8 protein-coding genes are annotated in these 12,925 nt (G+C 62.6%); 3 read left to right on the top strand and 5 right to left on the bottom strand.

Going from position 1 to position 12,925, the window contains the following annotated elements:
* Positions 1–64: 64 nt before the first annotated feature.
* Both INT40_RS12100 and INT40_RS12095 read left to right on the top strand, forming a co-directional pair.
* Positions 65–1,405: an MFS transporter gene (locus INT40_RS12100; RefSeq protein ID WP_193071634.1), complete on the top strand. Its 1,341-nt coding sequence runs from the start codon at positions 65–67 to the stop codon at positions 1,403–1,405.
* 79 nt (positions 1,406–1,484) lie between these two features.
* Complete coding sequence (locus tag INT40_RS12095) at positions 1,485–3,431, top strand: FAD-binding monooxygenase (RefSeq protein ID WP_193096155.1); 1,947 nt, start codon at positions 1,485–1,487, stop codon at positions 3,429–3,431.
* Positions 3,432–3,481: 50 nt separating this feature from the next.
* Here INT40_RS12095 and INT40_RS12090 read toward each other — a convergent pair whose 3' ends face one another.
* The 5 genes from INT40_RS12090 to INT40_RS12070 form a co-directional block, all read right to left on the bottom strand.
* Entirely contained in the window at positions 3,482–4,516 is a 1,035-nt protein-coding gene (locus INT40_RS12090; protein ID WP_193096154.1) for a hypothetical protein, read from the bottom strand.
* 29 nt (positions 4,517–4,545) lie between these two features.
* Complete coding sequence (locus INT40_RS12085; protein WP_193096153.1) at positions 4,546–4,953, bottom strand: hypothetical protein; 408 nt, start codon at positions 4,951–4,953, stop codon at positions 4,546–4,548.
* A 256-nt stretch (positions 4,954–5,209) separates the two neighbouring features.
* Positions 5,210–6,895: an HNH endonuclease gene (locus tag INT40_RS12080; RefSeq protein WP_193071638.1), complete on the bottom strand. Its 1,686-nt coding sequence runs from the start codon at positions 6,893–6,895 to the stop codon at positions 5,210–5,212.
* Between the two features lie 112 nt (positions 6,896–7,007).
* On the bottom strand, positions 7,008–7,619 hold the full coding sequence (udk, locus tag INT40_RS12075; protein WP_257930139.1) for a uridine kinase: 612 nt from the start codon (positions 7,617–7,619) through the stop codon (positions 7,008–7,010).
* A 94-nt stretch (positions 7,620–7,713) separates the two neighbouring features.
* Positions 7,714–9,288 carry a transposase gene (locus INT40_RS12070; RefSeq protein WP_101571990.1) on the bottom strand — a complete coding sequence of 525 codons (1,575 nt, stop codon included), beginning with the start codon at positions 9,286–9,288 and terminating at the stop codon, positions 7,714–7,716.
* Positions 9,289–9,472: 184 nt separating this feature from the next.
* On the opposite strand from INT40_RS12070, the gene INT40_RS12065 reads away from it, so the two are divergent.
* Entirely contained in the window at positions 9,473–12,907 is a 3,435-nt protein-coding gene (locus INT40_RS12065; protein WP_226831234.1) for a bifunctional proline dehydrogenase/L-glutamate gamma-semialdehyde dehydrogenase, read from the top strand.
* Positions 12,908–12,925: the final 18 nt, after the last annotated feature.

The following is a 12,925-nucleotide window of genomic DNA, read 5'->3' as shown; positions in this document are numbered from 1 at the left end:
GCTGCGATCTCCCACCCATGGGACAGCGGCACTAACGCAGCAGTCACAATGCGACACAGGAGTCATGGTGAGTAAAAAGCACACCCAAGGTCGGGTGGCATTCGCGACCGTCGTCGGCACCAGCATCGAGTGGTACGACTATTTCCTCTATGCGGCTGCCTCTGGACTGATCTTCAACGAGCTGTTCTTCGGTGGTCTCGGGTCGACGCTCTCGACCATGGTCTCCTTCGCCACTGTCGGCATCAGCTTCCTGTTCCGCCCACTGGGCGCATTCCTCGCCGGACACTACGGTGACAAACTGGGGCGCCGTGTCGTCCTCATCATCACCCTCATCGCGATGGGTGCGGCCACCGCCCTGATCGGCTTCCTACCGACCTACGACTCGATCGGCCTTGCAGCACCCATCCTCCTCATCGTCCTGCGCGTCATCCAGGGAATCTCCGCCGGCGGCGAGTGGGGCGGAGCGGTCCTCCTGGCCGTCGAGCATGCGGAGGTCAAACATCGCGGGCTGCGCGGATCCTTCCCGCAGATCGGTGTCTCCATCGGCCTCATCCTCTCCTCCGGCGTGCTCGCACTCATGACCGTGATCGCTCCGGGCGAAGCCTTCCTCGAATGGGGTTGGCGCGTGCCCTTCTTCCTCTCGATCCTGCTCGTCGCCGTCGGCTACTGGATTCGTCGCGGGGTTGAAGAGTCCCCTGTCTTCCACGAGATCGCCGAACGCAAGGAACAGGTCACCAACCCACTCGGCAAACTGTTCAAGTGCCACTGGCTGCTCGTCATCCTGGCCTCGCTGGTCTTCGTCGGCAACAATGCCGCCGGCTATATGACCACCGGCGGCTACATTCAGAACTACGCCACCGACCCGACCGGCCCAATCGGGCTCGAGCGCGGCCCCGTGCTCTGGGCAGTCTCCGCCTCGGCGGTGTCGTGGCTGATCTTCACGATCATCGCCGGCTCCGTCTCGGACAAGATCGGACGCAAGAACACTTATCTGCTCGGATGGGTTCTGCTGCTGATCGGCATCTTCTCCCTCTTCCCATTGGTCAACACCGGCAGCATCTGGATGCTCTTCCTCGGGCTGGTCATCCTCACCGTCGGACTCGGCTTCACCTATGGGCAGCAGCCGGCCATGTATGCCGAGATCTTCCCCTCCAGCGTGCGCTTCTCCGGTGTCTCCGTGTCCTATGCGATCGGGTCGATCCTCGGCGGGGCCTTCGCACCCACGATCGCAAAGGCATTGGTCTCCGCCACCGGAACAACCACCTCGGTGGCTATCTATCTTGGTGGTGTGACCGTGATCGCGCTGGTGGCCACGCTGCTCCTGCGGGACCGCTCGGGCATCCCCCTGGGACCGGCCCACGAGGAGGAGCAGTCCGTGAGCCCGATCATAGGTATCCGCTCATGATGACCTGAGCAACACAAGATCGTATATGAACTGCTAATATTGGAAAGTCACGAAGACGTGTGATGAACCGGAGGTTGACATGCATTTTCACCAGCACGGCTATGTGTCCGCAGACCCGCGGATCGAAGCTGCAGCAGGTTACGGAATCGATCGTCCAGAGGATCTGCCCGACGAGGTCGATGTCCTCATCGTCGGCAGCGGCCCGGCTGGCATGATCGCGGCAGCACAGCTGTCTCAATATCCCGAAGTCAACACCCGGATTATCGAGAAGCGCGACTCGAGACTGGTCATCGGGCAGGCAGACGGCATTCAAGCCCGCTCGGTCGAGACCTTCCAGGCGTTCGGATTCGCCGAAGAGATCATCCGCGAGGGCTACCACATCGTCGACATGTCCTTCTGGAATCCGGATCCGGAGAACCCCGAACACATCATCCGCACCGGACGACCCAAGGATGACGAATCCGGAATCAGCGAGTTCCCGCACCTCATCGTCAACCAGGCGCGAGTCCTCGACTACTTCGCGCAGTTCGCCAAACAGTCCCCCGGCCGCATCGAGCCCGACTACGGCATCGAATTCGTCGATCTCAAGGTCAACGATGCTGCCACCGCAGGCTCGGCCGACCCATCCAGCTCCGAAGCCGCCGCGTCCGATCACCCAGTGACGGTTGCCGTTCGCTACACCGCGGGTGACCGCGCAGGAGAAGAGCGCACTATCCGCGCCGGCTATGTGATCGGCTGCGACGGGGCCCGTTCGGGCGTGCGCAGGTCCATCGGCCGCAAGATGGCCGGCGACCAGGCCAACCACGCCTGGGGTGTGATGGACGTGCTCGCGAACTCGGACTTCCCCGATATCCGCACCAAATGCGCAATCTCCTCGAAACACGGAAACATCCTCCACATCCCCCGGGAGGGCGGGCATCTGTTCCGCATGTACGTCGACCTGGGCGAAGTCCCCGAAGACGACGCACGCAAGGTGCGACAGACGAGCGTCGACGAGATCATCGACCGGGCGAACGCCATCATCAGCCCGTACAGCCTCGACGTGAAGGACGTGGCCTGGCACAGCGTCTACGAGGTCGGACACCGCCTCACCGATGCCTTCGATGACACAGATGACACGTCTGTCGGCTCGCCGTGTCCACGCGTGTTCATCACCGGCGATGCCTGCCACACCCACTCGGCCAAGGCGGGCCAGGGCATGAATGTCTCGATGCAGGACGGGTTCAACATTTCGTGGAAACTCGGCCAAGTGCTCTCCGGACGGTCCTCGTACGAACTGCTGCGGACCTATTCCGCCGAGCGCCAGGTGACTGCGAAGAACCTCATCGACTTCGACAAGGAATGGTCGACGCTGATGGCGACTCCGCAGGAGGATCTTCCGGACGAGACCTATCTACAGGACTTCTACGTCAAGACTGCCGAGTTCCCTGCCGGCTTCATGACCGAATACACGGAATCGATGATCACCGCTTCGCCCAAGCATCAGGAATTGGCGACCGGCTTCCCGGTGGGCAAGAGGTTCAAGTCCGCTCGGGTACAGCGCAACTGTGACGCCAACTTCATCCATCTTGGCCACCGAGCACGCGCAGATGGCCGCTGGCGCGTCTACGTCTTCGCTGACGCTCCAGCCCCGGCGCTCGGCGACGACGCGGCGGAGTCCAAGACCACTCAGTTGGCTGACTGGCTCGAATTTGATCCAGCTTCACCTCTGGTCAGGTTCCGACGTGAGGGCGCTGACCTCGATGCACTCATCGATCTCAACGTCGTCTACCAGCAGGATCACACCGCGTTCTCGTTCCCCGATGTTCCGACGGCGTTCCGCCCACACGTGGGCAAGTTCGGCCTCGAATACGTGGAGAAGATCTTCGCAGCTTTGCCCGAGGAAGACATCTACGACGAACGCGGCATCAGCCGTGACGGCGCCGTAGTCGTCGTCCGCCCCGATCAGTACGTCTCGGGCATCTTCCCTCTGGATGCTCACGACGAGATCGGTGAGTTCTTCGACGGAGTGTTCTTGCCCCAGTAAGTGACTTGCTTCGCCCGGTGACGCCGGCGCCTCATCAGCCGCGAGATGCTTCAGCTGATGAGGTGCCGACGTTTTGCGTTTATGGGGTGTTGCCGCCTCTGACCGATGAGTCCGCAGATTCCAGCCGAGACCAGAGCGGCGCTTCCCAGTGCCCAGTAGCTCACTCCAGCGGCCGGATAGCCGACAATACTCGCGCTGATCGACTGCCCATCTGTTGTCTCACCCGCCCACCGGACAATCGGCGGATGAGCCAATCGCTCTACCAACAGCGCATACAGCACGACACCGAGTCCCAGCACAATCGCAGGCCACCAGCGCGGAAGGTCGTTAGCCAAGCCGACAACTGCGCAGATGAGGACTATCAACCATGCGATCACCACACTGGGCTCGAAATCGACAAGGTCGGCCGTCTGTCGGCCAAGAGACGTGAACGTGACATCGTCTTCGTCCGACGCTGTATTGTCCATTATCGGCACCCAGATCATCACTATCCACGAAGCCAGGGCAAGAAGTGGAAACAGGCAGGCCGCGCGGTCGACCGCGGAGATGTGCTGATGATTGGTCGCTCGGCCAGGCCGGCCAGACGTACGGTGATCGGTTGCGAACCAGCGGCGGATCCGCACGTTCGAGCGATGCCGTTCGGAAATGAGTCCGCAGATTCCAGCCGTAACCAGTACGACGCCGCTGAACGCCCAAAATGCAGCACCAACTGAGGGAGAGGCCACCTCCATACCGCCGATCCACATGCCGTCTCCGTCTTTGCCGTCCCACATGATTGTCGGCGGGTCCTCCACCATGGCTCCTAGATGCGACATGACCACGATTCCGAGGACTGCAGCGGCCCATGCCCACAGCCGCAGACCATTGACGAGCCACCCGGAGATTACGCAGGTGAGCAGGCAAGCCCAGATCACGACAAGCTCGACGTCGATTTCGCTCAGGGTGATCGGCCTACGTCCGAGTGAGGTGACGATAAGCACCATGGACTCGTTGGAATGCAAACTGTTGGAAGTGCTGTCAAAGACCGGCACCCAGATCGTCGCGACCCACGCGGTCATCGCAAGGATCGGGAGTACCTTGGCCACGATACGGGATCGCTCACGCCCTCCCGCAGTCATTTCGATCCCCCGCTCTTTAGCCGCTGTACCCCGATCCATCCGCAGATGCCGGCGACGATGAGCGCTAGACTCCCGATGATCCACAGCACGAACCCGAAGTCGGGGCGAGCAATTTCCATACCCCCTGTCGGCACTCCTTCGGCGGTCTGTCCGTCCCAAATCAGGGAAGGCGGGGTGATCGCCACGGCTACGAGGCCGAAGAGAATGACATCACCGATCAGGATCGCGGCTGCCGACCACCAGTGTGAGTATCCAAATAGCCAAGGCAGAAGCGCGATGATCACAATGAGTATCCAGATGGCGACTAAGCCAGGGTCGGTGCCCCTTGTGCCGAGCGGAGCTTCCCCTAAGGATGTGATCGTGATTCCTAAGCCCTCAGTAGCTCCACTGTCGAGAATGGGCACGAAGATCGTGGCGATCCAAACTGCGACTGTCGCAAGCGGCAGGAGACGAGCCGCTTGAAGCAGACTCCGGCCGGGCCGAGTCTCGCGTCGTCGCAGGGAACCCGCAGCGGGGCCTCGTCGCTGCCACCGTCCTCGGATTTTTGAACCCTGCGGTCGGCATCAGGTCCTGGAGCGTTGTTGTCGTCCGCATTCATGCTCAAAATCATGCAATCTGACGCTGTGTGGACAGTGTCGGATTTGTTGCAGATTCACCACGTCAGCTCGCTTCGAGCAGCGCCTTCCGAAAAGTCCTCTCCACACAGCAGTCCTCGGAATCGCTGAAACTGCGAATCCTGCGACGATATGTGGGCCAAATCGTTCGTGGAAGTAGAACGGGTTCGACGATCTCTACGATTTCGAGCTCCGGAGGTTCGCCCTGGTCACGCGCTGTTCGCTGGCTTTCCTCGTACTTCTTCGCTTCTGCTCCTGTGATCGGAAGGAACGGGATCTCCACTTCGCGGCATTCCGTGCCTTGTGGTTCCCTGCGTCGTTCAGGCTCCAGAAATCCGGACAGCTTCAGCCGCCAATCGTCGTCGCGTGGAGAGGAGCGCGAATTTCCGGCTTCCCACGTGTCACTGGTTCCTGGTGGGTCAACTGTTCGGGGTGGGTCCAACGACCCGGACACGGCTCGCGGGTATTTCATTCGTCTGACGAAGGGCGGGGTCAGATCCTCGTACTCAGCGCCGTTGGGAGTGGTGACTTTAAGACCCTCTGCCGTCGCTTCGTGTTTCCAACCCGGATGTTCCTTCGCATAGTTGCACGCGGCGCACAGTCCTGAGCCGTTCTCCCACGAAGTCGCGCCGCCTGAGGCATATCCATCCGCATGGTCGGCGTGCCTGATCCGCGCATCGCACCACGGAGTGCGGCACACATCGTCGCGGTAGATGACCATCTGCCGTAATTGACCAGTGAATATGCGGCCGCGAGATTCCATCCCCACCAGCTGACCGTCGGTCGCGCGGGTGAACATCCGGCGGATGAAGACTTCTGCCTCATTGGCGGCGAGGAAGTTGCGTGCGGTCCGAGCAGGGAGAGGACCGAAGCCTGGCAACCAGGCGGGCACCATTCCATCGGAGAGCAATGTTTCCGCCTCTACGACGAGGTGCAATTCGGTGGGAATGGCTGCCGCACTCGATTGTCCAGTCAGGCGTTCGACGAATGTGTCGACCATCAGCTGGTTGTTTCTGCGCCCTTGGGCGCCTCCGGCTGCAGTCACTGATTCGGCCGCACCTCTCAGCCCTTCATAGACGGCAACGGCTTGCTGGATCGGAAGGATCGCAGACACTCGTCCCATTCCATCTTCGAGCGCGGTCATGGTCACACGTCGGTTAGCCGTCGCTCTCTCCGCTCGCTCAGCGGCCGTCTCGGCGTTCATCTCCTCCGCCAAGGCGCGCGCCTCGGTGCGCAGGCTCCGGATCCCGGCGGGTCCCATGCTCATCTTCATACGAGTGTCGACCTTGCGTCGGTCAGCGCTGGGCAGCGTCGCCGTTTCGTCGGCCATGACACGGGCCTTGTCTTCTGAGATCTCCCCGGAGGCGAGAGCTTTGAACGTATTCGGCATCTCGCACACGATCGCACGAGAGGTGGACAGGAACTTTCGACCGGAACCCGGTGACACCTTCTTCGCGAGGGCGATTTCCTCAGCGGAGCGGATTCCGCAATCACGTGCGGGAACCTGGTTGAGGGCATCTCGGCGTTGGCGCAAGCCCTCGAATGCCACCGCCTCGGCGGATTGCGCGGACACGATGGTCGCCTTCAGGCTCTCGAACGCGGTGATGCGTGCCAATGTCTCGGCTTCGGTTACAGCAGGCCGCTCACCGCGCAGCATAGATGCGAAGCGGTCGATCTCTGCAATGAGATCGAGGTCCGCCGGTGGTGCATCCGGAACGGTCTCCGTGTCCATGCAAACACACTACAATCCGGTACTGACACGAGACTTTTCGAACGCCTGACACGAAGGTACTCGTGCCTCTGGCACGAGATTTCAACGAACTGGAACCCGATCAGGCAGAGCTCTACCCAACGTCCCGTTGGATTCGGTTGAGCACCATGTCCATGGCCACGATATTGTGCCCGCCATCAGGGATGATGATGTCTGCGTTGCGCTTCGAGGGCTCCACATACAGCTCGTGCATCGGCTTTACGGTGCCCAGATATTGGTCCTCAACAGACTGCAGGGTCCGTCCTCGTTCGACGACGTCGCGTTTGATCCGCCGCAGCAGCCGAACGTCGGCGTCGGTGTCGACGAAGAGCTTGATGTCGAGCAGTTCACAGATTCGCGGTTCGGCGAAGATGAGGATGCCTTCGACGATGATCACTGGCGATGGCTCCACGAGCGTCGTGCGATCGCTGCGATTGTGGATCGAGAAGTCGTAGACCGGGCTCTCCACCGACTGCGATGCCCGCAGAGCGCTCAAATGTTCGACGAACAGGTCATTGTCGAAGGCGTCAAGGTCGTCGTAGTTGACCTTCTCGCGCTCCTCGTACGTCAGCTCGTCTCGCCGCCGGTAGTAGTTGTCGTGAAACAACACCGAAGGCGGGCCCGCGCACTTGTCCAGCAGCGCCTGGGTCAGGGTTGTCTTTCCACTGCCGGTGCCCCCGGCCACGCCTACAATCAAGGTCTCCACGGTTCAACTATCCCATTCGGCTCTGCGGATTCAAGCTTTGACTTTCCCCAAATTTATACCAGTCACCCTCGCCGAGGTTGGCCGGCGGGTCCGTTCATACTCGACGGGTGAGCTGGGCCCAGAGGTCTTGGTCGAACCGACGCTGAGCGAACAGTCCGGCCATGTGCCTGACCGCGTTGTCGACTTTGCCTCGCCATGCCACCACTGCGGTATCGGCGTCACCGAGGGACAGTGCCCTGAAGATAGCGCGGTCATCGATGAGGATGCGATCGCTGGCGGGTGAGTAGTCAAGCTGCAGAACAGAGATGAACAGGCGCAGGCGCAGGGTCAGTGCCTCGAAGGCTCGGGCGCTCTGTCGCAGACCGGAGGCCCGTGCCAGTTCCTGCTGGAAGTGGAGATCGGCATCCTCGACGTCGATGCCGCTCTTCGTCGCCGCCGAGGCCTCCACCTGCCGCAGTGCCAGCTGCACGGGCACGAAGTAGCGCTTCGGTCGCAGCGCCAGCGAGCGCAGGAGAACTTCCCCCACCGACATGCGTCCGGCATAGAGGTCGAGGACGTCAAGGGTGGTGATCAGTGGAATCCTCGAACCGCCCCGTGAACCGTCGAGCAGCTTGTCATCGACCATGCGCCGCAGAGCGGCATCCACCGAGGAGCGGGGCACCTGCATCCGCCCCGACAGAAGGCGCGGATTGATTCTGTCCCCAGGTTGATATCCCGAATCGATGATCTCCTCACGCAGGGCGATCGCCAGGTGTTCTGTGATGGACCGAGTCCCCTTCGGCAACCACGAAGAGATCTCCATTGAGTCAGAAGAAATGGAACTTCTACGAGCATCAGTTTGGCTCGATTGCCGCCACATGACGCCTTCGAAACCGTGACGCACACGGCCGGAGAGGGTGTCGAGCAGGGAACCGGGAACATCGCGGCAGAGAGCGAGTCCAGCTTTGACGTCGTCGATAAACGCATCGAACTCCCTGTGGACCACGATGCCGGCGTTCGCAATCGGGACCTGCACGTCCAAATCGTCCGTCTCACCGAAGGGATCGAAGACGATGAAGCGCTCGCGCTCGCCCCCGTCCCGAAGCAGATCGAGCAGGTCCTGAGCATCTGTCTGGCGATGCTCGCTGTCAAAACGCTGCGGCCAACGCTGAACACCTGCCGAACGCAGAGCCGCCACGATGCCAGCGATGCGGCGTTGGACCCGTCGTGCCGATACTGCGCTCGCACCACCATCGCGGCCGGCACCCCCATCAAAGGCTTCACCCACACCGTGCTCGTCACCAAGTCGGATGCCGATGACAACGAGCGGGAATCCGCCTGCGACAACCGTGATCTCAGCGCTTCCGCGCAGCTGGTCGCGGTGCACCGTCATCCCTCTCATCGCACGGGACACGATGCTCTGGCTCAGCCCGGTCGCCTCGGCGAGAGCCCTCGTCGAATAGTCCTTCCCCGAGATCCTCGCCCCTGCCGTGCTCACCAGGGCTTCCACGACCTGATCTGCCGTACTCTGAATCTGCGGACGGCCGCTGCGCGGGCGGTCGTCAAGGTCGGATCGCAGCGTCCACCGACGCAGACTCGATGGCGAGATACCCAACTCGGCTGCCACCTCGGCGATGGAGGACGAAGCCGTCTTGGCAACAGCGGCGCGACGCATCTCTGAGGAATACATCGCCCCATTCTATTACTTCTGACTCAACTATGTCTGCGATTGGCTGCAAGCCCTTCACCGCGAATTCTCTGCGGCGCATACTGGTCTCAACGATCCCGTCAACAGTCAACGGCGACGCGGGAACAGCTGGCACGACCCCAGCCAGACTCATCCAGAGTTCGTCCAACAGAAAAGGAACGAGCAGTTGTTGCATACAGACTCCGATCTCGATCAGCTCACCAGTCGCTCCATCGACACCGTTCGCAAATGGCTGCGCGTGGCAACGAGCAAGACCACGGCGAAGAATCCTGCCGCCGAACGCCTCTCGGCAGTGCTCTCCGATCCCAACGGCCTCGACTTCACCGTCGGATTCGTCGATCGGGTCGTGCGTACCGATGATGTGCACGCCGCCGCGGATGCTTTGGCGGAGGTCGGCAAGCTGGCTCCCGAGACGATGTCGGCCCTCGACCGCGCCCAGATCAAGACCGGTGCCGCCCTGGCCCGGGCACTGCCCCAGGTCGTCGTGCCGGCGGCTCGCACCCGCCTGCGTCAGATGGTCGGGCACATGGTCGTCGACGCTCGCGACAAACAGTTCGGCAAGGCTGTAGCAGCACTGACAGCCGACGGGCACCGGCTCAACATCAATCTCCTCGGCGAGGCTGTCCTCGGTGATGGCGAAGCCGATCATCACCTCGAAGAGACCCACCGTCTGCTGGCGCGCGAGGACGTCGACTACGTCTCCGTCAAGGTCTCCTCCGTCGCCTCACAGATCTCGATGTGGGCCTTCGACGACACCGTCGACTACGTCGTCGAACGCCTGCGCCCGCTCTACCAGCAGGCGGCGAAGGCACCGACCGGGTCCAAGTTCGTCAACCTCGACATGGAGGAGTACCGGGACCTCGAGCTCACGATCGCGGTCTTCACTCGCCTGCTCGCCGAACCCGAGTTCAAGAACCTCGAGGCCGGAATCGTGATCCAGGGCTACCAGCCCGATGCCCTGGGGGCCGTGCAGCGCCTGAGCGAATTCGCCAACGAACGCGTCGCCGATGGCGGGGTCGGAATCAAGGTTCGCCTCGTCAAGGGCGCGAACCTGGCGATGGAGACCGTCCACGCGGAGATCGCCGGCTGGCCCGCCACCACGTGCGACTCGAAGCAGTCCACCGACGCGAACTACAAGCGCGTCCTCCATTGGCTCTTCACGCCCGAGCGGATGAAGGGGCTGCGCATCGGCGTGGCCGGCCACAACCTCTTCGACATCGCCTTCGCCCACCACCTGTCCGTCGACCGTGAGGTCACGAACCGGGTGGAGTTCGAGATGCTGCAGGGCATGGCCTCGGAACAGGCCGCCGCAGTGACGGAGGACGTCGGAGACCTTCTCCTCTATGTCCCGGCCGTGCACCCGAAGGAATTCGACGTCGCCATCTCCTACCTCGTGCGCAGGCTCGAGGAGAATTCCTCGTCCGAGAACTTCATGTCGGGCATCTTCGACCTGGCCAACGGCAACGACGTCTTCGTCCGCGAGGCCAACCGCTTCGAGGACTCCGTCCGGCAGCTCGAAGACATTCTCGCGACAGACGGCGATTCCGCTCCCATGCCCAACCGTGGGCAGAACCGTGCGGCCGAACGCGATGTCCCGGGCACGGCACCGACCGAATTCTTCAATGAGCCCGACACCGATCCCTCGCTGCCCGCGAACCAGAAGTGGGTCAAGGCCATCATCGCCGAGGCGACCGCTCCCGGATACCTCGACGACCGCCCGAAGACGCCGAAGGTCGATTCGGCAGCGCAGCTCGATGAGATGATCGCCGGCGGTCGTAAGGCGGCGAAGGCCTGGCGCGAGCTCGGTGCTGCCGGACGTGGCGAGATCCTCCACCGTGCGGCCGAGATCTTCGCCGCACGCCGCGGTGAGTTCATCGCCGTCGAGGCCGCCGAGGTGGGCAAGATGCCCTCGCAGTCCGATCCGGAGATCTCCGAAGCCATCGACTTCATCCGCTACTACGCTCTCAACGCCGCGGAGCTGGAGACCCTCGAGGGGGCGAGCTTCGTCCCCGATGAGATGGTCGTCGTCACCCCGCCGTGGAACTTCCCCATCGCCATCCCCACCGGTGGCACCGTGGCAGCTTTGGCCGCAGGTTCGGCCGTGATCCACAAGCCCTCGAAACCCACCCAGCACTGCTCGGCACTCATCATCGACTGCCTGTGGCAAGCCGGCGTTCCGAAGGACGTGCTGCAGCTGTGCACCCCGTCCGACCGTGACCTCAGCCGTCACCTCGTCGCCCATCCGGATGTCGACCGTGTCATCCTCACGGGTGCCTCCGAGACGGCCGCTCTGTTCAAGTCCTTCCGTCCTGACCTGCACGTCAATGCCGAGACCTCCGGCAAGAACGCCCTGCTCATCACTCCTGCGGCGGACCGGGACCTGGCTGTTGCCGACCTCGTGTATTCGGCCTTCGGCCATGCCGGTCAGAAGTGCTCGGCCGCCTCGCTGGGCATCATGGTGGGCTCGACCTATGATTCGGAGCGCTACCGGCGCCAGCTCATCGATGCCGCCTCGTCGATGGTCGTCGACTGGCCTGCGAACATGTCGGCAACCATGGGACCGCTGACCGAGGATCCCGCCGACAAGCTCGAACGGGCCCTGACCTCCCTCGAACCCGGTGAGTCCTGGCTGCTCGAGCCTCAGCAGCTCGATGACACGGGTCGCCTGTGGAGTCCGGGAATCAAGGACGGCGTCAAGCCGGGGTCCTTCTTCCACCTCACCGAGGTGTTCGGACCCGTGCTCGGACTCATGCACGCCCGTGACCTCGACGAAGCCATCGAGTTCCAGAACGCGGTGGACTTCGGTCTCACCGGCGGCATCCACTCCCTCGATCCCGAAGAGGTGCGCACCTGGCTCGACGAAGTCCAGGTCGGCAACGCCTACGTCAACCGCGGCATCACCGGCGCGATCGTGCGGCGTCAGTCCTTCGGCGGCTGGAAGCAGTCCTCCGTCGGGCTCGGCTCGAAGGCCGGTGGCCCGAACTACCTCATGCTCTTCGGCCATTACACCGACGATCCCTCCACTTTGCCAGGGGCCACTGACGCAAGCCAGAACCTGGAACTGGCCAAGGCCGACGACGAACGTTGGCTGGCGCGGGAGTTCGGCGCGGCGAAGGATCACACGGGCCTGCAGTCAGAGGCCAACATCTTCCGCTACCGGCCCCGTCCGGTCACACTGCGGGTGATCTCGACATCGTCGCTGTTCGATCTGGAGAGGTCATTGCACGCGGCGAAATGCGTCGGGTCGACCGTGCAGCTGTCCGTCGCCGAGGAGGTGGCCCCCGAGGTGAAGATCGCCGCCACGAACGCGGGTGTCGCAGCTCGGACCGAGTCCGCAGCGACATTCGCGAACATGGTCGGCGAAGGACGCTACGACGACTCCGTCGGTGCCCGCATCCGCGTGCTCGGACCGCAGGAACCTGAGCTGCTGGCGGCCACCGCACCACGCCCCGAAGTTGCGGTCATCGATGAACCGGTGACCTCCTCGGCGCGGGTGGAGATGCGGTACTACGTGCAGGAGCAGGCAGTGTCGATGACTCTGCACCGCTTCGGCAACCCCAGCCGCGACTTCCACGAGCTGGCGGCCGAGCTCAAGGCCTGACCCAGCCGACCTGCTGGC

Origin of the sequence: Brevibacterium sp. FME17 (assembly GCF_014897515.1) — a bacterium.
Lineage (GTDB): Bacteria > Actinomycetota > Actinomycetes > Actinomycetales > Brevibacteriaceae > Brevibacterium.
This window is presented reverse-complemented; position numbering and strand designations above follow the sequence as displayed.

Excerpts from the sequence above, each read along its gene's own strand:
- INT40_RS12080 (WP_193071638.1), bottom strand. The coding sequence starts at position 6,895 with ATGGACACGGAGACCGTTCCGGATGCACCACCGGCGGACCTCGATCTC.
- INT40_RS12100 (WP_193071634.1), top strand. The coding sequence starts at position 65 with ATGGTGAGTAAAAAGCACACCCAAGGTCGGGTGGCATTCGCGACCGTC.
- INT40_RS12095 (WP_193096155.1), top strand. The coding sequence starts at position 1,485 with ATGCATTTTCACCAGCACGGCTATGTGTCCGCAGACCCGCGGATCGAA.
- INT40_RS12070 (WP_101571990.1), bottom strand. The coding sequence starts at position 9,288 with ATGTATTCCTCAGAGATGCGTCGCGCCGCTGTTGCCAAGACGGCTTCG.